The sequence below is a fragment of the Methylobacillus sp. genome (assembly GCF_036844465.1).
Lineage (GTDB): Bacteria > Pseudomonadota > Gammaproteobacteria > Burkholderiales > Methylophilaceae > Methylobacillus.
In genome coordinates, this window is sequence record NZ_DAIUFW010000005.1 from 216,202 (window position 1) to 234,538 (window position 18,337).

Annotated in this window: 20 protein-coding genes; 13 read left to right on the forward strand and 7 right to left on the reverse strand. The window is 55.5% G+C overall.

Annotated elements, in window-relative coordinates:
- The first annotated feature begins 81 nt into the window (after nucleotides 1-81).
- The gene (locus tag V7Z75_RS08910) at nucleotides 82-1,443 is read left to right on the forward strand and encodes a TolC family outer membrane protein (RefSeq protein ID WP_334108264.1); all 1,362 of its coding nucleotides are present in this window, start codon (nucleotides 82-84) and stop codon (nucleotides 1,441-1,443) included.
- A 5-nt stretch (nucleotides 1,444-1,448) separates the two neighbouring features.
- Complete coding sequence (locus V7Z75_RS08915; RefSeq protein ID WP_334108265.1) at nucleotides 1,449-2,006, forward strand: isochorismatase family protein; 558 nt, start codon at nucleotides 1,449-1,451, stop codon at nucleotides 2,004-2,006.
- A gap of 24 nt (nucleotides 2,007-2,030) precedes the next feature.
- On the opposite strand, the gene waaA is transcribed toward V7Z75_RS08915, so the two are convergent.
- Nucleotides 2,031-3,308 (reverse strand): lipid IV(A) 3-deoxy-D-manno-octulosonic acid transferase, encoded by a 1,278-nt coding sequence (waaA, locus tag V7Z75_RS08920; RefSeq protein WP_334108266.1) that lies wholly within the window; start codon nucleotides 3,306-3,308, stop codon nucleotides 2,031-2,033.
- Nucleotides 3,309-3,396: 88 nt separating this feature from the next.
- Nucleotides 3,397-3,741 carry a helix-turn-helix domain-containing protein gene (locus tag V7Z75_RS08925; RefSeq protein WP_334108267.1) on the reverse strand — a complete coding sequence of 115 codons (345 nt, stop codon included), beginning with the start codon at nucleotides 3,739-3,741 and terminating at the stop codon, nucleotides 3,397-3,399.
- A gap of 177 nt (nucleotides 3,742-3,918) precedes the next feature.
- Between V7Z75_RS08925 and V7Z75_RS08930 the strand changes: the two genes are divergently transcribed.
- The 3 genes from V7Z75_RS08930 to V7Z75_RS08940 all read left to right on the forward strand — a co-directional run bounded on the left by V7Z75_RS08930 (nucleotide 3,919) and on the right by V7Z75_RS08940 (nucleotide 7,950).
- The gene (locus tag V7Z75_RS08930) at nucleotides 3,919-6,219 is read left to right on the forward strand and encodes an autotransporter family protein (protein WP_334108268.1); all 2,301 of its coding nucleotides are present in this window, start codon (nucleotides 3,919-3,921) and stop codon (nucleotides 6,217-6,219) included.
- A gap of 125 nt (nucleotides 6,220-6,344) precedes the next feature.
- Entirely contained in the window at nucleotides 6,345-7,202 is an 858-nt protein-coding gene (locus tag V7Z75_RS08935) for an alpha/beta fold hydrolase (protein ID WP_334108269.1), read from the forward strand.
- Nucleotides 7,203-7,362: 160 nt separating this feature from the next.
- Complete coding sequence (locus V7Z75_RS08940) at nucleotides 7,363-7,950, forward strand: cysteine hydrolase family protein (RefSeq protein WP_334108270.1); 588 nt, start codon at nucleotides 7,363-7,365, stop codon at nucleotides 7,948-7,950.
- Between the two features lie 81 nt (nucleotides 7,951-8,031).
- Here the strand turns inward: V7Z75_RS08940 and rfbC are convergent, their stop codons facing one another.
- The 5 genes from rfbC to V7Z75_RS08965 are packed head-to-tail and all read right to left on the reverse strand — an operon-like array spanning nucleotide 8,032 to nucleotide 11,755.
- Entirely contained in the window at nucleotides 8,032-8,577 is a 546-nt protein-coding gene (rfbC, locus tag V7Z75_RS08945) for a dTDP-4-dehydrorhamnose 3,5-epimerase (RefSeq protein WP_334108271.1), read from the reverse strand.
- Nucleotides 8,577-9,464, reverse strand: coding sequence for a glucose-1-phosphate thymidylyltransferase RfbA (gene rfbA / locus V7Z75_RS08950; RefSeq protein ID WP_334108272.1), 888 nt, complete (start codon nucleotides 9,462-9,464; stop codon nucleotides 8,577-8,579). The genes rfbC and rfbA overlap by 1 nt, the downstream gene beginning before the upstream one ends.
- Nucleotides 9,465-9,478: 14 nt before the next feature.
- The gene (gene rfbD / locus V7Z75_RS08955) at nucleotides 9,479-10,369 is read right to left on the reverse strand and encodes a dTDP-4-dehydrorhamnose reductase (RefSeq protein ID WP_334108273.1); all 891 of its coding nucleotides are present in this window, start codon (nucleotides 10,367-10,369) and stop codon (nucleotides 9,479-9,481) included.
- Complete coding sequence (gene rfbB, locus V7Z75_RS08960; RefSeq protein ID WP_334108274.1) at nucleotides 10,366-11,430, reverse strand: dTDP-glucose 4,6-dehydratase; 1,065 nt, start codon at nucleotides 11,428-11,430, stop codon at nucleotides 10,366-10,368. Before rfbB ends, rfbD begins: the two co-directional genes overlap by 4 nt.
- Nucleotides 11,431-11,476: 46 nt before the next feature.
- Nucleotides 11,477-11,755, reverse strand: a complete 279-nt coding sequence (locus V7Z75_RS08965) for a hypothetical protein (RefSeq protein ID WP_334108275.1) — start codon at nucleotides 11,753-11,755, stop codon at nucleotides 11,477-11,479.
- 134 nt (nucleotides 11,756-11,889) lie between these two features.
- Between V7Z75_RS08965 and V7Z75_RS08970 the strand changes: the two genes are divergently transcribed.
- The 8 genes from V7Z75_RS08970 (at nucleotide 11,890) to V7Z75_RS09005 (ending at nucleotide 18,079) form a co-directional block, all read left to right on the forward strand.
- Nucleotides 11,890-13,242: a tyrosine-type recombinase/integrase gene (locus V7Z75_RS08970; protein WP_334108276.1), complete on the forward strand. Its 1,353-nt coding sequence runs from the start codon at nucleotides 11,890-11,892 to the stop codon at nucleotides 13,240-13,242.
- Nucleotides 13,243-13,346: 104 nt separating this feature from the next.
- Nucleotides 13,347-14,051: a hypothetical protein gene (locus V7Z75_RS08975; protein WP_334108277.1), complete on the forward strand. Its 705-nt coding sequence runs from the start codon at nucleotides 13,347-13,349 to the stop codon at nucleotides 14,049-14,051.
- Between the two features lie 339 nt (nucleotides 14,052-14,390).
- Nucleotides 14,391-14,729, forward strand: a complete 339-nt coding sequence (locus tag V7Z75_RS08980; protein WP_334108278.1) for a hypothetical protein — start codon at nucleotides 14,391-14,393, stop codon at nucleotides 14,727-14,729.
- Nucleotides 14,722-16,695 carry an AAA family ATPase gene (locus tag V7Z75_RS08985; protein ID WP_334108279.1) on the forward strand — a complete coding sequence of 658 codons (1,974 nt, stop codon included), beginning with the start codon at nucleotides 14,722-14,724 and terminating at the stop codon, nucleotides 16,693-16,695. Before V7Z75_RS08980 ends, V7Z75_RS08985 begins: the two co-directional genes overlap by 8 nt.
- A 254-nt stretch (nucleotides 16,696-16,949) precedes the next feature.
- Nucleotides 16,950-17,324: a VRR-NUC domain-containing protein gene (locus V7Z75_RS08990; protein WP_334108280.1), complete on the forward strand. Its 375-nt coding sequence runs from the start codon at nucleotides 16,950-16,952 to the stop codon at nucleotides 17,322-17,324.
- A complete protein-coding gene (locus tag V7Z75_RS08995) occupies nucleotides 17,321-17,743 on the forward strand; it encodes a DUF5681 domain-containing protein (protein ID WP_334108281.1) in 423 nt (140 codons plus the stop codon). The genes V7Z75_RS08990 and V7Z75_RS08995 overlap by 4 nt, the downstream gene beginning before the upstream one ends.
- The gene (locus V7Z75_RS09000; protein ID WP_334108282.1) at nucleotides 17,730-17,906 is read left to right on the forward strand and encodes a hypothetical protein; all 177 of its coding nucleotides are present in this window, start codon (nucleotides 17,730-17,732) and stop codon (nucleotides 17,904-17,906) included. Before V7Z75_RS08995 ends, V7Z75_RS09000 begins: the two co-directional genes overlap by 14 nt.
- Entirely contained in the window at nucleotides 17,903-18,079 is a 177-nt protein-coding gene (locus V7Z75_RS09005) for a hypothetical protein (RefSeq protein ID WP_334108283.1), read from the forward strand. The genes V7Z75_RS09000 and V7Z75_RS09005 overlap by 4 nt, the downstream gene beginning before the upstream one ends.
- Nucleotides 18,080-18,337 lie beyond the last annotated feature (258 nt).

Genomic DNA, 18,337 nt, shown 5'->3' on the forward strand with positions numbered 1-18,337 from the left:
GGGAGCCTGGGCTCCCGTTTCTCATCATGCTTTGTCCAATCACCTAATTGAGCGCATCCGCGCTGACCAGAAATCCAGGCCATGAAACCAGCCAGCCTTTTCATCTCTATGTTTGTATTCGCCTTCAGTCCCAGTCTCCAGGCGGAGCAAGGAAGCAACCTGCTGGATATCTACCAGATGGCGCTTAATAGCGACCCCACGCTAGCTGCCGTCCGCAGCGGCAATCTGGCGATGCAGGAGAAAATTGAGCAAGGCAAGGCCTTGTATCGCCCCACGGTCAACTTCACAACCGACGCCAGCCATTCCGAAACCGATATCCGCTATTTAGGTTCCAATGCCGTTTACCGGAATGCGGGACGGGAGTCTTTCGATGTGTTCGGATTCGGCGTCAATTTCACGCAGCCCATCTTGCGCCGGGAAAACTGGGTGCAATACCAGCAGGCAAAAACCCAGGTATCACAAGCCGACAAACAGTTGATCCAGTCCGAGCAGGACCTGATGCTGCGCAGCGCGCAGGCTTATTTTGACGTGCTGCTGGCACAAGACCAGATTGACCTGGTCAACAGCCAGAAAGCTGCCATCACCCGGCAGCTGGAACAGGCCCAGGCCAATTTCGAGGTGGGCACAGCCACCATTACCGATGTCAATGAAGCGCAAGCCAGGTTCGACTTGCTGCAAGCGCAGGAAATCACCGCGATCAACGACTATGAAGTACGCAAGCGCGCGGTGCAGGCAATCACAGGCCAGCTACCTGGACGGCTGGCCACCGTGCGACAAAACCTGCAAACTCGCCCGCCCCAGCCGCAGGATATGGAGCAATGGGTGCATCTGGCAGCAGAAAACAGCCTGGCCTTGAGCATCCAGCAGGAAACTCTGCGCCTGGCTACGCAGGAAATCGAGCGCATGAGCGCGGGCCACTGGCCGACGCTGGATATGGTCGGCAGCTATGTGGATAACCGCGCGGGCGGTAGCCCGAACGGATTCGGCAGCGACCTGCAAAATGCGACCATCGGCCTCAAGCTGAATATTCCGCTGTACCAGGGCGGCGCTGTCAGCTCGCGCGTGCGAGAAGCCATCGCCAATCAGCAAAAAGCGCAGGACGAAGTGGAAGCCGCCCGCAGAAAATCGGAGCTGGATACGCGCCAGGCCTATCTCAACCTCACCGGCAGCGTGGCGCAGGTGCAGGCTTATGAACAAGCGCTCCGTTCCAGCCAGAGCCAGCTCGATTCCACCAACCTGGGTTACGAAGTCGGCGTGCGCAACAGCGTGGATGTACTGAACGCCCAGCAACAATTGTTCACCGCCAAGCGCGACTTGCTGCAAGCACGCTACAGCTATCTCATGAATGTGCTCAGGCTCCAGTTTGCGGTCGGATTGCTGACAGAAACCGACCTCGCCGACATCAACCAGCGCCTGGTGCTGACCAGCGCATCACCGGATTGAATATCATGCCCGCCACTGACCTAGCCTCACGTCCCCTCAGCCAGCTTCTCATCATTGATGTGCAGGAAAAACTGGCCGCCGCCATGGAACCTGTTTCCATCGCAGTGTTGACGCGCAATTGCAGCACGCTGTTGCAGGCAGCTGATCTGCTGGATGTGCCGGTCATCTACACCGAGCAATATCCCAAAGGTCTGGGCAGCACGTTGCCTGGCTTGCTGGAAAACCTGGGCAAAGCCGTCCGCATCGAGAAAACCGCATTCTCCTGCTATGCGGTGCCCGCTTTCCGTGAGCAATTGCATACCGAACGGCCCCACATTGTACTGGCCGGAATGGAAGCCCATATCTGCGTGCTGCAAACCGCCTTGCAGCTACAACAACAGGGTTACCAGGTAATAGTGGCGGAAGATGCCGTGCTGTCCCGCAACCCGGCCAATAAGGAAAATGCCCTGCACCGCTTGCGCCAAGCGGGCGTCATTGTGAGTAATACCGAATCCATCACCTTCGAATGGCTGGAAAAAGCGGAAGGAGATGCTTTCAAGATGATTTCACGCCTGGTGAGATAACCTGCCTGAGATACAAGCCATCTGTCAGGCAATTGGCAAATAACGCTCGACAAGGCTGCTAATCCGCTGCGTAGCACCGCCTGCGCTGGCACTGAACGTCGAGGCATTTCGGCTCATCGCCTCTCTCAATGCTGAGTCACCAAATAAGCGCTGCAACGCACTCGCCAACCCTGTCACATCCTGCACGCGCCATGCCGCATCCGCGGCAATCGCCATCTCCGTCGCCGCGGCAAAATTAAAGGTATGCGGCCCGATCAACACCGGCTTGCCCATTGCTGCGGCCTCAATCAGGTTCTGTCCGCCCAACGGCTGCAGACTGCCGCCGATAAAAGCAGCATCGCAAGCCGCATAATAAGCGAACATCTCTCCCATGCTGTCGCCCAGCACTACTTCTATATCGTCAGGCAACACCTCGGTCAACTCGGAGCGGTGCGCAAAACGCACCCCTCGTTTTGCCAACAAGTTCGCCACTTCATCGAAGCGCTGTGGATGACGCGGCACGATCACGGTCAGCAAATGCGGCAACCGCATAGCGGTAATGGCATCCAACACCATCGCCTCTTCGCCTTCACGCGTGCTGGCGGCAAGAAACACTGGGCGAGTGACGCCAAAATATCCGCGCAATATTCTCCCTTGCTGCGAAGCCTCGGGTGGCGGCATCACGTCGAACTTAAGGTTACCCATCACCTCAACCGGCAAATGCTGCTCCTGTGCCGCAGCCAATAACTGCAACCGCTGCGCATCCTGCTCCGTTTGCGCGGCAATCGCCGTCAACTGCCGCAGGCCATCGCTGACCAGCCGACCCAATCTGGCATACCTCCGCGCTGATCGGGCAGAAAGTCTCGCATTGACCAGCAGGAGAGGAATATCGTTCGCGTTGCAGCCCGCAATCAGGTTGAACCACAGCTCGGTTTCCATCAGCAAGCCGACGCTGGGCTGAAAATGGCGCAGAAACCGCGCCACCGCCCCGGGCGTGTCATACGGCAAATAGCAGCGCAGCACGCTATCACCAAACAGTTGCTGCCCGGCCTCACGGCCTGTCGGCGTCGCATGCGTCAGCAGGATTTGGTACTGCGGGTAATGCCGCTGCAACTCCCTGATCAACGGTGCCGCGCCGCGTGTTTCTCCCACGGAAACGCAATGCATCCAGATCAGCGGCTTGGTGACAGAAACACTGAAAAAACCAAACCGCTCGCCCCAATGCTGGCGATATTCAGGCTGACGCCAGCCGCGCCACAGCAGCTTCAAGGGAATGAACGGCAGCAGGAGATAAATCAGCAAGGAATAGAATAAACGCGGCATGAGGTGATTTTCTCACGAATACCGAGGGTTTGAAATTTGCCCGCAACGCACATTTACATCACATGCGATATTGCATGCCTGCCTCCGGCTAATTCTTGACCAGCCTGGTAAACAGCTTCTCGATAGTCTCAATGATCATTTCCCTGTCCTGAGAGGACAGACGACTCAACATGGCATTGATCCTCTTTGCCTGATCCTGCGGGCGATGGCTGGTATCCAGCAGCAATTCCTCTATGCCGCAATCAAAAATATCCGCCAATTCCGCCAGCCTGGCGATGGTCGGGATAGTAATGCCGCGCTCCATCCGGGAAACCGCCTCATTCCCGATCCCCAGTTTTTCCGCCACCTGATCCTGGGTAATGCCTAGGCCCTGCCTATGTCTGGCGATGCTACGGCCTATTTGCGCTGCGAGCTGTTTAGTGTTCTGTGTCATAAGTGGATACCCAACTTGAATAGTTGACTATCAACCAATTGACATGAAGGACTTTTAAAGGTGAAATTCAACCTTTAAAGTTGAATTGATATATGCCGTTAAGTGAAATACCCCGTGCTTAACATGCAATGCACTCCATTCACCACCACTCCAAATAAAGGGAAAACAATGAGAAAAATGAATCGACGCCTCTTGTCCACAGCCGTGATTGCTGCCTTGTCCATGATGGAACATGGCCAGATATTGGCAGCCAGCACCTGCGGCAGCGGAGGCGCTTCCACCATCCCCGGCACTGAAACCACACAATGCGCGCCTGCCAGCAATGAAACCGTCACGATCTCCAACAATGGGAAAATTGACACCGACATACCTGCTGCCATCCATGTTGGAAACGGTGTAGACGATGTCTCGATCACCAATGGCGGTACGATTTCCAGCTATTACGGAGACGCTGTTTTCAATGCAGGCACAATTACCGAATTGAGAAACTTGGCTGGCGCGACAATGATTTCCAAATACGACGGTGACGAAGACCCTGTCCCGCTCCCTAGCAACTACACTATTCACAATGCGGGGCATATTGGCCTGATCCATAACGAAGGCACCATCGAGCACATTGATGGTGGTGAGGCTATTCTTAATAGCCATGGAGGAACCATTGATCAAATCATCAATGAAGGCACCATTTCCAGCCGAAGAGACGGACACCCTTATGATGCCATTACTAATTTTGGCACCATTACCAACGGTATTGTGAACCGGGGCCTGATTGATGGGAGTGTAGACCTGGGTGATGCAACACTTTATCTTGAAGGTAGCAGTGGGCGTGTAACTGGCGGGATATACGGTAATGCAGCCGTTGTCGTCAACGGCACCTTCACCCAGGAAAACGAAATCAGGACATCGCATCTTGAGATCAACAGCGGCGGCACATTGACGCTGGCCAATCATGCTGACATTGCCAGTTTCTTTAATGATGGCAAGAGTCTGACGGCTGTCGTGGAAAACAAAGGCAGGGTTATCGTGAATGCCAATACAGAGGCGCAAATTGACAACGACTACCACCAGCATGCTGGCGCAACACTGGAGATAGGCGCCACCAGCGCGGCGCAATATGGCAGGCTGCGCGTCACCGGCGATGCCACGTTTGACGCAGACACTGGCTTGCACGTCAATGTTTCTCAGGTCAACACACTCGCCAACGACAATGCGTTGTCAGGCATGGTGTCTGCTGGCGGCAATCTCAATGCCACCACCTTCAACGTGACCGATAACAGCTATCTCTTCGATTTTGAAGCCGCAGTGAATGGCAACGATATTGATCTCAAGACCATTGCCACCAGCAATAGCGGAATCCACGACAGCATCGCCTCTGCCAGCTTCAGCCAGGGTGCAGGCGCAGCACGGGTGCTGGATGGTTTTGTCACAGGCGGAACCACGGGCGATATGGCCAATATCGTCACTGCGCTGGGCCAGTTGGGCTCCGCGCAGGAAGTCTCCAACGCCGTGGCCCAAACCTTGCCGCTGATGAGCGCCAGCATCAACCAGGTGACTGCCAACAGCATGCGCACCACCAACCGCGTCATCCAGGCACGCCAGGAAGGTAATATTGGCCGCTCTTCCGGCGAGGGTTTCCTCGGCGATAAACACTTCTGGTTCAAGCCAATTGCCGCCAAGGCCAACCAGAACAACCGCAAAGGTGTTGCCGGTTACGATGCCGATACCTACGGTTTCATCATCGGGGCGGATGCCGAGGTCAACGACAGCAACCGCCTGGGCCTCGCCTTCTCGTATATGAACAGCGATGTCGACGGCAAATCCAACGCCCGTTCCAACCGCGCTGATATTGACGCCTATCAGGTGATTGCCTATGGCAGCCACACGCTGGTTTCCAATCCCGCGGTGGAAATCAATTGGCAGGCCGATGTCGGCATCAACAAGAACAATGGCCGCCGCAGCATTACTTTCGGCGGACTGAACCGTGTGGCGAAGTCTGATTTCGACAGCACCACGGCGCATGTGGGCGTGGGGATCAGCCACGGTATCCAGTTGAGCGAGCGGACGAGTTTCATTCCCTCGATACGCGCGGATTATTTCTGGATTCGCAATGAGTCCTACACCGAGAAGGGCGCTGATGCTCTCAACCTGAAAGTGAAGGGCGACAACACGGAACAGCTCATCGCCATGATGGAAGGCCATTTGCAGCACCGGATGACGGACCGCGCGGCGCTGACTGCCAACCTCGGCATCGGGTATGACTTGTTTGACCAGAAAAACAGTATTGCTTCCAGTTATGTCGGCGGCGGGGCATCCTTCCGTACCCAGGGCCTTGAACTCAGCCCTTGGATTGGCCGCGCTGGCATCGGCCTGACGGTGAATGCCACCGAGCGCACCGAGATTACCGCGCGCTATGATGTGGAAGGCCGCAGCGATTTCGTCGGTCAGGCTGCTTCGCTCAAGGTACGCTGGGCGTTTTAATTAATCCCAAACATGTGACAATCCCTGTAAAACCAACGCCTACTGATGTGGGCGTTGGTTTTTTATATCCCGCTATCATGGCCAGGCTTGCGTCGTGCTCAGGATCTGGCCTATATCAAAGCCCAATGACACAACGGTTTGCGTTCTACATGCCTTATCGACAAATTCTGGTTATCTTTACTTGCCTGCTAGTCGCCGGATGCGCCTCATTATCCATCGAGCAACGCCATGTTGCCGCCGGAAATATCGCCAAGGATGCCGGATGGGAACGCATGCATCTGGATGGCGGCCAATTCGTGCTCGCCGCTTTTGCTCCGCCCGGCCTTGCCATCCAGCAAGGCATACTGACAATCTATATAGAAGGCGACGGCCTGGCGTGGGTGGATGCGCGCACGCCTTCTTTCGACCCAACGCCTGCACGGCCCCTGGGATTGCAACTGGCCATTCAGGACCCTGGGCACCAAGCGGTATATCTCGGTCGGCCATGCCAGTATATTACCGGCCATGACCGTCGCCATTGCAGCAACCGCTACTGGACCAGCCACCGCTTCGCGCCGGAAATCATCACGGCCACCAATCTCGCCATCAACCAACTGAAGCAACGTTATCACGCCACTTCGTTGATTCTGGTCGGATACTCGGGCGGCGGTGCTATCGCCGCATTGTCCGCAGCGCGAAGAAATGATGTCATCAGGCTGGTTACTGTGGCAGGCAACCTGGATACCCAGGCCTGGACGCATGGACAGAGATTGAGCCCGCTGACAGGCTCGCTCAATCCCGCAGATGAATGGCAAGCGCTGTCTGCCATTCCACAATGGCATTACGTGGGCGCCAATGACACTGTGATCGAGCCGGACATTGCCCAATCCTATCAGCGCCGCTTCCCTTCCGGCCAGCAACCTGCCTTGCTCACGGTGCCGGGTTTTGATCACGATTGCTGCTGGGTAGCGGCATGGCCAAGGCTGATTAAATCGGCCCGATGAGCATTACATGCCATGAATGGTGAGAGCCGGCTCTCACCATTCAATCACCATATATCTTAATAAAAGAAACTTTGCGCCCTATGCGAAAAAGAGACAGAATTTGGGCGCAGACCAACAACCCATGGATTTGCAACCTTATCTTTACAGACATGGAGAAACAATGACCACTACACTACGCGACCTGGTAGGCCTAAGCCAAACCCCGGCCAAGCTGACTGATTCAGCCTTGATCATGATCGACTGTCAGAACACCTACCGCGAAGGCCTCTTGAAGCTGGAAGGCGTGGAAGCCGCGCTGGAGCAGGCGAAGCTGCTGCTGGAAAAAGCCCGCGCGCTCAAAGTGCCGGTCATTCATATCCAGCACGATGCGGGCGAGGGCACACCGTATGACGTGCGTGCCCGCATCGGCCAGATTGCCGACATCGTGGCGCCGGTTGACGGCGAAACCGTGATTACCAAGCATTACCCCAACTCTTTTCATGAGACAGAATTAGATACGCTGCTGAAATCCCAGGGTATCAAGAATATCGTCCTGGCAGGCTTCATGACACACATGTGCGTCAACTCTACCGCGCATGGAGGATTCAACCTCGGCTACGCGCCTACTATCGTCGCCAGCGCAACAGCCACCCGCGCGTTGCCCGGTGCTGACGGCAGCATCGTTCCGGCAGCCAAAGTGCAGGAAGCGGTATTGGCCGCCACGCGAGATCTTTACGCGGCAGTAGCCAATAGCGTGGAAGAGGTTTGATTCAGGACTGTCGTGCCTCATGAAGCATGCATGCAGCATGAATATGCCAGATCCAGTTCGCAGAGGATGCCAGAAGCCTTATCAGGCAAACACCTCTGCATCTGCGAACAGGACGCCTTGCGCATCCTTGGCCGACAGGCTGGGTTCGCCCGCATACGGCCATTGGATGGCAAGCTGCAAGTCATTCCAGGCTATGCAGCGTTCATGCGACGGCGCGTAGTAATCAGTAGTTTTGTACAGAAAGTCCGCACTTTCGCTCAGCACCACGAAACCATGCGCGAAGCCCGGCGGCACCCATAGCTGGCGCTGGTTTTCATCGCTCAACTCAGTACCGACCCATTGCCCGAAAGTAGGTGAGCTTTTGCGGATATCCACGGCAACATCCCACACCTTGCCGCGTACGACACGTACCAGTTTGCCCTGGGGTTGCTGAATCTGGTAATGCAGGCCGCGCAACACACCTTTGCCAGAGCGGCTATGGTTGTCCTGCACGAATTGATAGCAAGTACCAGTCGCTTCGTTGAAGGCCTGCTGATTAAAACTCTCAAAGAAAAAACCACGTGCGTCACCAAACACTCTGGGCTCGATCAAGACGACATCAGGGATAGCCAAGCGGGTGGCGCGCATCAATATACCTTTCCTTTCAGCAACCGTTGCAAATATTGGCCATAGCCGTTCTTCGCGAGCATCTGGGCCATGCGTTCGAGCTGGGCGCTGTCTATCCAGCCATGGCGCCAGGCGATTTCTTCGGGGCAGGCGATCTTCAGGCCCTGACGGTGCTCCAGCGTGGCGATGAACTGCCCGGCTTCCAGCAGGCTTTCGTGCGTGCCGGTATCGAGCCAGGCATAGCCACGACCCATGATTTCAACATTGAGCCTGCCTTGTTGCAGGTATAGCAGGTTCAAATCGGTAATTTCCAGCTCTCCGCGCGGCGAAGGCTTGAGCTGCCTGGCGAGTTCGACCACCTGGTTGTCGTAGAAATACAAGCCGGTAACGGCATAGCTGGACTTCGGCGCCTTAGGCTTTTCTTCCAGCGAAAGCACCTTGCCCGCTGCATCGAACTCGGCCACGCCATAGCGCTCGGGATCATGCACATGATAGGCAAAGACACTGGCTCCCTCGGCTCGGTCATGTGCGTGGTGCAGCAGTTCGTGGAAATCATGGCCGTAGAAGATGTTGTCACCCAACACCAGGGCGCTGGGCGCATCGCCCAGAAACTGTTCGCCGATCAGGAAAGCCTGTGCCAATCCATCCGGGCTGGGCTGCACGGCGTATTCCAGGTGCAGACCCCATTGGTTGCCATCACCCAGCAATTGTTCAAAACGCGGCGTGTCCTGCAGCGTGCTGATGATGAGGATATCGCGGATACCCGCCAGCATGAGCGTGCTCAACGGGTAGTAGACCATGGGCTTGTCGTAGACCGGCAATAGTTGCTTGCTGATCGCCAGTGTCGCCGGATGCAGCCGGGTTCCCGAGCCGCCCGCGAGGATAATGCCTTTGCGTGATGTTGTCATCGTCGTCAATACCGTCAAAGAATTTCAGTGAGCATGCGCGCCACGCCTTGCTGCCAGGGCGGCAGCACCAGGCCGAAGGCAGTTTGCAGCTTGGTGGTATCCAGCCGCGAGTTGTGCGGCCGTTGTGCTGGTGTAGGAAAAGCGCTGGTAGGCACAGGCGCGATTTCGGTAGCTTTTAAATGAAGCGCTGGTTGCGTTTGCCTTGCGTAGGCAAGGACATACTCGGCATAAGCATGCCATGTGGTTTCGCCGCTCGCGGCGCAGTGATACAAACCGCCGTCCTGCGGATGCTGCTGCAAATGGCGGATGACATGCGCGGTGATATCCGCCAGCAGGTCGGCGCCGGTGGGCACTCCCCACTGGTCATCGATCACCGTGAGTCGCTCGCGCTCCTGCGCCAGGCGCAACATGGTCTTGGCAAAATTGCCGCCGCGCGCGCCGTAAACCCAGCTGGTACGCAGGATCAGGTGACGGCATCCCGATTGCTGAATGGCCCGCTCGCCTTCCAGTTTGGTCGCGCCGTAGACAGACAAGGGGGCAGGCGCATCGGTTTCCCTCCATGGGTTGCTGCTGCTGCCGTCAAACACGTAATCTGTGCTGTAGTGGACGAGCCATGCGCCCAGGCGCCCGGCCTCCTCGGCCAACACACCGGGCGTGGTCGCGTTGAGCAGCCGCGCCAATTCCGGCTCGCTCTCGGCCTTGTCGACAGCGGTATGCGCGGCTGCATTGACGATCACGTCGGGCCGCAACGCGCGCACGGTATCACGCACCCCCTCTGGGTTGGAGAAATCGCCGCAATAGTCACTGCTGTCGAAATCCAGGGCGGTGACTTGTCCCAGCACAGCCAAACTGCGCTGCAACTCCCAGCCAACTTGCCCATTTTTGCCCAGCAGCAGGATATTCATGCAACCTCGTATTGTTTGGCGACCCAGTCGTGGTAGGCACCGGTCTGCACATGCTCCACCCAGGCAGGGTTATCCAGATACCATTGTACGGTTTTGCGAATACCGGTATCGAAGGTCTCAGCAGGCTTCCAGCCCAGTTCCCGCTCGATCTTGCGCGCGTCGATAGCGTAGCGCCGGTCATGCCCAGGCCGATCAACCACATGCGTGATCTGCATCTTGTAGCTGCTGCCATCCGCCTTGGGGCGCATCTCGTCCAGCAATTCACAGACCCGCTGCACGATCTCGATATTCGGCTTTTCATTCCAGCCGCCAATGTTGTAGGTCTCTCCTAATGCACCCGCCTCCAGCACGCGGCGGATGGCGCTGCAATGGTCTTTCACATACAGCCAATCCCGTACCTGCAAGCCATTGCCATAAACCGGCAGCGGTTTGCCTGCCAACGCATTCACAATCATCAACGGGATGAGTTTCTCGGGGAAGTGATAGGGTCCGTAATTATTACTGCAATTGGTAGTCAATACCGGCATACCATAGGTATGGTGCCAGGCGCGCACCAAGTGATCGCTGGCGGCCTTGCTGGCGCTATAAGGGCTGTTGGGCTCGTAGCGGTTGGTTTCGGCAAAGGGCGGATCATCCGGGCTCAGGGCGCCATACACCTCGTCGGTACTGACATGCAGGAAGCGGAAATCAACCTGCTCGGTCACGGGCAAAGCACTCCAATAAGTCCGTGCCGCTTCAAGCAACCGGAAAGTAGCGACAATATTAGTCTGTATGAAATCCTCGGGACCGTGAATGGAGCGGTCCACATGGCTCTCGGCCGCAAAATGGAGCACTGCACGCGGGCGGTGCTCAGCCAGCAACCCATCCACCAACACACGGTCGCCCACGTCGCCCCGCACGAAAATATGCCGTCCGTCCGCTTGCAGGCTGGCAAGATTCTCAAGGTTGCCCGCATAAGTCAGCTTATCTAGATTGATGACAGTCTCGTCCGACTGCGCCAGCCAGTCGAGAACGAAATTACTGCCAATAAAACCAGCACCGCCGGTCACGAGGATAGTCATGTATCAAATTTCCCGAAAATTGCTACAACAACCTAGCCAAATGCGCCTAAAAAGAACAAACGTAATGACATTCAACATCTCTATTTACATATGGCGCGTCTTTTTGTAAAGCGAGGAAGCTCGCAGTGAAGTAATACCAAGAGGATGCTTTGGCGCGCAATGCTTTGCAGGAATTTGCCAGAAAAATGCCAGAAAACGAAAAAAGGGCTAGCTCATCTCTGAAGCTAACCCTTTGATATTCCTTGGTGGCCAGGGGCAGAATCGAACTGCCGACACGCGGATTTTCAATCCTCACAAAATGGCATTTATCCCTGTTGATTGTCATTCCTGCTTTATCTTAAATCCCATATAAAACACTAGTTTATAGATATATCATGTTTTGTTTGTGTTGATTAGTGTTCCTCGTTATACTCATTTCATGGTGACATACTGGTGACATGAGAGCGAAGGGGGCCGAACATGGGACAGATAATCAAGGCGACAAAGCACAAGCTGACAGCGGGGCGCATTGCAGCCTTCCATTGCCCCAAAGATAAAAGCCGCGCCTATCTATGGTGTGCTGAAGTCAAAGGGCTGGGAATCATCGCAACCGCTGGCGGGGCTAAGTCCTATATCTTTCAGGCCAAGGTTAACGGCAAGTCCATGCGCCTGACTATCGGGGATGTGGCTGTATGGAACATTCCAGATGCACAGGCCGAAGCCCGCCGCCTTCAAATACTGATAGACCAAGGAAACGACCCGCGCCAAGTGAAGGCCGAGGCGAACGCCGAAAGGGAATCCGCAAGGCTGGCCAAGGAAGCCGCCGCCGTTGCCATTGAAGAACAGGCCGCCCGTGAAGCTGTAACCGTTTCGATGGCGTGGAAGGAATACATTAAATCCCGTAAGCCGAAATGGTCAGAGCGCCACTATATCGACCACGTGAAGGATATGCAGGCCGGTGGAGAGAAAAGGAAACGTAGCCCCAAACTGACAGAGCCGGGGCCATTGGCACCACTGGCCAACATCCGCCTGATTGATTTAACGCCGGAAGTGGTGGAGGCATGGGCCGAGGAACAGGCCACGAAAAGACCGACCCGCGCCCGCCTATCGTTACGACTATTGAAGGCGTTTCTGTTTTGGTGTGCCAGTAATCCCGAGTATAAGGCCCTGATTAAATCCAACGCCGCGCAAAGTAAAGCCGCCCGTGAGAGCCTAGGCAAGCCAAAGCCTAAGAACGATGTATTACAGCGCGAACAGTTGCCCGCATGGTTTGATGCTATCCGCCAGATGCAGAACCCCGTCATTAGCGCCTATCTGCAAACCTTATTACTTACTGGAGCCAGACGCAACGAACTAGCCTCCATCCGCTGGGATGATGTGGATTTCAAGTGGAACAGCATAACGATTAAAGACAAGGTGGAAGGGCAGCGGATTATCCCGTTAACGCCCTATGTGGCGAACCTGCTGCAAGCATTGCCGCGCCGGAATGGATGGGTATTCTCAAGCCTTACAGCCAAAACCGGACGCTTGCAGGAACCTAGGGCAGCGCATCATAAAGCCTGTGCTGTTGCTGGTGTCGATGTGACGCTGCACGGGTTGCGCCGTAGCTTTGCCAGCCTGTGCGAGTGGATAGAGGTTCCCGCTGGCATTTCAGCGCAGATACAGGGCCACGCACCACAGGGTGTGAGAGAACAGAACTATATCCGCCGCCCGCTTGACCTGTTGCGTATGTGGCACGTGAAAATCGAGGCATGGATACTGGAGCAGGCCGGGGTTGAGTTTGTACCAGTGAAAACAGGCTTGCAGTTAGTGAAGGGCAACGCCGCCGCCTGACGGTAAAAGTTAAGCCGCGCCTAGGGTAGCTCCCGAACTGCTGGAACCTTCACCAGCATGGCGCGGTTTCCTGATTGAAGGCAGCACACGGAAGGGGTGCAAAGATGGGATATTTAACACTGGCCGAGGCCGCGCAATATTTGAGCAACAAGACGGAGCGACATATAGAGCCTGCCCTTATTCTTAGGGCCGGGGTAATGGGGCAGATAAAAATCTGTGCGGCGTTTGGCTTTGTGAAAATGTATAACGCAATGGAGCAAGCCAACGAAGATTTTAAGGCCGGGTTGCTGGTAATTCCGCCTGGCCATTTATTTGAAATCGAAGCGGAAGGCAGCGCACGGATTCAATATGCTGAAAGTTACGATGGGAATATAGTTTACTTTCCATATATCGAACGAACCCGCGACCATCTGCGCGTTATGGTTGCAGACTTAAATCGAATTGCGCCACGGATTGTCAGCATTGGCGACGAACAAGCAACACCCACGCCAGCCGCGAAAGTGGAAGCTAAATCCGGTTTACCATCGCCAAGAATTGCCAACGCATTTGATGGATTGTATTGGAGTCGCGACAAGTGGGCCAAGAATCTGGGCGCACCGCCTAAATGGTTAGAGGAGTGCCGTGTTGCGCGTGGCAGTGCAGGGAAGGCACCAGCAACATGGAACCCCGCTTTAATTGCCGTAGCACTTCATGACAGGGGAGTCAGAGAAAGCCAACTTAATGCTGTATTCGTTCGACTGCCAGATTGGCAGAAAGAATGGCGCGATAAAGCCGATTATTTATATACTGGCCCAAATACCGCGCCATAATACCGGACAGATACCAGACACCTACCCGCAAAGCCGCATTAAACCTAGCGCCATAATACCGCCGCATCATTAAAAAATTAGCGGTAAAAGATTGTGAAGCCTCGTAAACAACAAAACGAGGTACGCAATGAAAACCGCCAATATTCAATACCCGCCGCTGGAGCAAGTAACCAGCCCCACGGTTCCGACAGCACCCGCTGCATATTATCTAAACCGCCAAGGCCAGACCTTGCGGGCATGGGCCTGCCTTGAGAATGGCCCAATTCGCCCGGTGCGTATCAATGGCCGCCTTGCGTGGCCAGTAGCCGCAATCCGTGAACTGTTAGAGGGTGGCGCAAAATGAAAACCCCGGACAGCCTGCAAGCATCATCCGGGGTGCAACTTTCATTCCTGCCAGAACCGGATTTTAACCCTATTTTCCCAACGCCGAACACCCTTCCGGCCCGTTGCCTCTCAATGATGCTTAATGGCCAGACTTTCACACATCCCGAGTTCGAGCAGATAACAGGTAGCTGGCGTTTGTCTGCTGTTGTTTTCATCCTGAAGGGTTTGGGCTGGCCCGTTGAATCGCATGACCTGCCTGCACCATCGGCTGACTGTCAATCGCGCATCATAAGCCGCTATTTCCTGCCGCCAAAGGTTATCCGTGAAGTGTTCGGAGAGGCCGCCCATGAATGACATAGACCGCGCCAGAGAGGCGTTATTCCATATCGATGCTGGGAGCAGCCGGGAGGATTGGATACGGGCAGGCATGGCCGCTAAGTCTGCCGGGCTGTCTTTTGATGACTTCCACGACTGGAGCGCAACCGCTGGCAACTATTCAGGCGTGAACGATTGCCGGGCTGTCTGGAAATCATTTAACGATACTGGAGCAGTCACAGAGGCGACCTTGTACGGTATGGCGAAGGAAAATGGATGGACAGAAACGCGCACAGAGCGATTAAAAAATGCCAAGCCATATCAGAATATAGGTAAGACAGAGAAAACGCGCCACAGGGCCGCTACGCAAGCCACAGACACTAAAGCCGCCGAAATATGGGGCCGTTGCATCCCTGCTGATGCTGCTGATGGCTATATTTGCAGGAAAAAGGGGAAGCCGGACGGATTGCGAGTATATCCGGCGACTGCCGAGCCGTTAATCATCCGTGGCCAAAATGTGGGCGGATGGCTGGCGGTGCCATGCTGGGAGGGCGAACAGCTGCAAACGCTGCAATTCATTCCACCTGACAAGGGCGACAAGCTGAACCTGCCCGGCGCATCGTTCAATGATGGCTTTTTCACTGTTGGAGCGATAAAAGACCGCGCTTATATCTGCGAAGGCATCGGGCAAGCATGGGCTATCAATCAAGCGACTGGAGCCGCCGCCGCTGTGAGTTTCGGGGCTGGGCGTATATTGACCGTAGCCAAGGCGATACGCGAACAGAACCCCGCCGCGCTGCTGGTGGTGGTACCAGACAAGGGCAAGGAAAGCCAAGCCGCCGAGATAGCCGCCGAGGTTTCGGGCCGATGGGCAGAGATGCCAGCCGAGAAGCCCGCCAACTATGACGCAAACGACTATCTGCAAGAGGCTGGGGCCGAGGCGTTAGCTGAACTGCTGGAACGCGCTAAAAGCCCTGCAATGCGCTTTAAGCTGCTAACCGGTAGCGACCTATGCAACGCCCCGCCCATGCGCTGGATGGTACGTGGTGTGCTGCCTGCAGAGGGGATAGCCGCCCTCTATGGGGCCAGCGGTAGCGGTAAGAGTTTCTTAACCTTCGACATGGGGGCCGCTGTTGCTGGTGGTGATTATGAGTGGTTTGGTCGCCGAGTAATTAAGTCGCCAGTGACCTACGTTTGCTTAGAGGGTGAAGCGGGTTTAGGCAAGCGGGCGAAGGCATGGACGCTGCACCATGACAGGCCAATCCCTGACTGCCTGCGATTTATTACCCAGCCTTTCGACCTGTTAAGCGATGACGTGCCAGACCTTGCAAGGGCAATCAATGCCGAGGGGGGTAGTAATGGGCTGGTGATTATCGACACATTGAACCGCGCCGCGCCGGGGGCTGATGAAAACTCCAGCGCCGACATGGGCCGCCTGATTGCCGCTGCAAAGCAACTGCAAGGCATGACGGGCGGGCTGGTGCTGCTGGTACACCATACGGGCAAGAACGCCAGCGCCGGGTTACGTGGCCATTCCAGCCTATACGCTGCCCTTGATAGCGCCGTGGAGGTGATTAACGGGGAAGGTTTCAAAGAATGGAAGGTGCAAAAGTCCAAAGACGATATGACCGGGGAGGCGTTTCCCTTCGCGCTTCACGTGGTGCCAGTGGGCCACGATGATGACGGAGAGGAAATCACTTCATGCGTGGCAATCCCTGCCGATGGTATGGGCCGAGAGATACGCCGCGCCCTGCCGCCAAAGTCTGGGAATCAAAAAATCATCTGGGAGGCGCTACAGGATGTTTTCAAGAACTCGCCAACATTCGGACAAGCTGGCGCACCAGCGGGGAGGCCGTGCATAAGGCTGGAAGATGCTATAGCCAAAACGAGGGACAGGCTGCCATGTGAAACCAAGCGCCAGACAGAGCGCACACAATCCGCAATCAGTGGACTGGTATCCCGAGGACTGCTGGAACATCGGGAGGGCTGGCTATGGATAGTCTGAATCTTCCCGAAATCCTGAAAGTGCAAAACGGGACATTTCGGGAAAGAAAACGGGAAAAAACGGGAAGCTCCAAAGAGTGCATTTTAAAGGTCAATCCGGCTGCAAGGCTTTATCCATGCGGGTTTCAGAAGTTTCCCGCGATTCCCGAAGTTTCCCGTTTCGGGATTGTTCGGGTTTTCCCGCGATTCCCGCCCCCCCCTATATAAGGGGGGAACAGCGGGAACGGGAACGGGAAAGAAAACGGGAGGTATGCCATGAGTGATTTATTTGGCGATGACTTGCCCGTGGAACGTAAGAACGAAACCCCAGAGGCTGGAGCATTACGAGAGGTTTTGCAGGCGCTATCTGCACACCCTGCCGTTGCGTGGTGTGAGCGCATGAACTCGGGAGCCGCGCGAATCGGTAAACGGTTTATAAGGTTCGGCTGGAAGGGTTGCCCCGATGTGCTGGGACAGATGAAGGATGGCCGCCTGCTGGGCGTGGAGGTGAAGGCCGCCAAGGGCAGGCTACGGCCAGAGCAAAGTTTGTTCCTTGAGCGTATCCGCTGTGCTGGTGGCGTGGCTTTCATGGCGCGGAATTGCCGGGACGTACTCGAGGCACTTGATAGAACAGGAGAAAAACAGGAATGACAGAGCAGAAAAAGCGGGGACGCTGGAAAGCTGGCGAATCAGGGAACCCCAACGGAAGGCCGCCAGGTATCGGAGAGGTTACACGGTTAAGGCAAGGCATAGCTGCACACCTGCCGGAAATCATCGGGCAGTTAGTTGAAAAGGCCAAGGAAGGCGACACGCAAGCCGCCCGCCTGTTGCTGGAGCGTGTGCTGCCGACGATGAAGGCGATAGAACAGCCGGTAACGCTGGCGCTGCCTGATGGTGATATGACGGCTCAAGGTGTGGCCATAGTGCAAGCCGTAGCCGATGGAACGCTGGCCCCCGGACAAGGCGCGGCCCTGCTGGGTGGCTTGGGCGCACTGGCCCGCATCAAGGAATTAGACGAACTGGAACGCCGTATAGCAGAACTGGAAAGGATGAAAGATGGCAACGATTAAGGAACGGCTGAAGGCACTAGAGCAGACGCGCACTGGCACGCTGTCAGAACTGCCTTTTATTGTGAGCGACACCTGCACAGATGAAGAATTGAAGCAGTTACAGCGCAACGGGCGGAAGGTGTTCCGTGAAAGTGACCCCGAGTTAATGGAGGAATTTATATGACCACGATAAAGCAACGATTGGCTGCACTGGAACAAGCCAGCCAGCCGGATGAACTGCCGCCGCTGGTGGTGATTTATGAGGATAGCCCTAAATCAGAGCAGCAAGCACAGATGAACGAAGCCAACGCCAAGGGGCAGCGGGTGATTATTTTCAAGGCTGATAAGGATGGATAGGGATAATTTTCTGACCCGATAAAAAGGGAGTTTTTACAGTCCATAAAAAGGGAATTTTCTGACTCGTAAAAAGAACCGCTGGCGCTGGTGACAGTTCCGGCGGTTTTCTTTTGTGGATTGCAAAAACTCGGTGACATACTGGTGACATGGAGCAGGCAACAAAAAACGGGTGACAAGTCATTAACCTGTAACCCGTTGATTATATTGGTGGCCAGGGGCAGAATCGAACTGCCGACACGCGGATTTTCAATCCGCTGC

Excerpts from the sequence above, each read along its gene's own strand:
- V7Z75_RS08910 (WP_334108264.1), top strand. The coding sequence starts at position 82 with ATGAAACCAGCCAGCCTTTTCATCTCTATGTTTGTATTCGCCTTCAGT.
- V7Z75_RS08915 (WP_334108265.1), top strand. The coding sequence starts at position 1,449 with ATGCCCGCCACTGACCTAGCCTCACGTCCCCTCAGCCAGCTTCTCATC.
- waaA (WP_334108266.1), bottom strand. The coding sequence starts at position 3,308 with ATGCCGCGTTTATTCTATTCCTTGCTGATTTATCTCCTGCTGCCGTTC.
- V7Z75_RS08925 (WP_334108267.1), bottom strand. The coding sequence starts at position 3,741 with ATGACACAGAACACTAAACAGCTCGCAGCGCAAATAGGCCGTAGCATC.
- V7Z75_RS08930 (WP_334108268.1), top strand. The coding sequence starts at position 3,919 with ATGAATCGACGCCTCTTGTCCACAGCCGTGATTGCTGCCTTGTCCATG.
- V7Z75_RS08935 (WP_334108269.1), top strand. The coding sequence starts at position 6,345 with ATGACACAACGGTTTGCGTTCTACATGCCTTATCGACAAATTCTGGTT.
- V7Z75_RS08940 (WP_334108270.1), top strand. The coding sequence starts at position 7,363 with ATGACCACTACACTACGCGACCTGGTAGGCCTAAGCCAAACCCCGGCC.
- rfbC (WP_334108271.1), bottom strand. The coding sequence starts at position 8,577 with ATGCGCGCCACCCGCTTGGCTATCCCTGATGTCGTCTTGATCGAGCCC.
- rfbA (WP_334108272.1), bottom strand. The coding sequence starts at position 9,464 with ATGACAACATCACGCAAAGGCATTATCCTCGCGGGCGGCTCGGGAACC.
- rfbD (WP_334108273.1), bottom strand. The coding sequence starts at position 10,369 with ATGAATATCCTGCTGCTGGGCAAAAATGGGCAAGTTGGCTGGGAGTTG.
- rfbB (WP_334108274.1), bottom strand. The coding sequence starts at position 11,430 with ATGACTATCCTCGTGACCGGCGGTGCTGGTTTTATTGGCAGTAATTTC.
- V7Z75_RS08965 (WP_334108275.1), bottom strand. The coding sequence starts at position 11,755 with ATGACAATCAACAGGGATAAATGCCATTTTGTGAGGATTGAAAATCCG.
- V7Z75_RS08970 (WP_334108276.1), top strand. The coding sequence starts at position 11,890 with ATGGGACAGATAATCAAGGCGACAAAGCACAAGCTGACAGCGGGGCGC.
- V7Z75_RS08975 (WP_334108277.1), top strand. The coding sequence starts at position 13,347 with ATGGGATATTTAACACTGGCCGAGGCCGCGCAATATTTGAGCAACAAG.
- V7Z75_RS08980 (WP_334108278.1), top strand. The coding sequence starts at position 14,391 with ATGAAAACCCCGGACAGCCTGCAAGCATCATCCGGGGTGCAACTTTCA.
- V7Z75_RS08985 (WP_334108279.1), top strand. The coding sequence starts at position 14,722 with ATGAATGACATAGACCGCGCCAGAGAGGCGTTATTCCATATCGATGCT.
- V7Z75_RS08990 (WP_334108280.1), top strand. The coding sequence starts at position 16,950 with ATGAGTGATTTATTTGGCGATGACTTGCCCGTGGAACGTAAGAACGAA.
- V7Z75_RS08995 (WP_334108281.1), top strand. The coding sequence starts at position 17,321 with ATGACAGAGCAGAAAAAGCGGGGACGCTGGAAAGCTGGCGAATCAGGG.
- V7Z75_RS09000 (WP_334108282.1), top strand. The coding sequence starts at position 17,730 with ATGGCAACGATTAAGGAACGGCTGAAGGCACTAGAGCAGACGCGCACT.
- V7Z75_RS09005 (WP_334108283.1), top strand. The coding sequence starts at position 17,903 with ATGACCACGATAAAGCAACGATTGGCTGCACTGGAACAAGCCAGCCAG.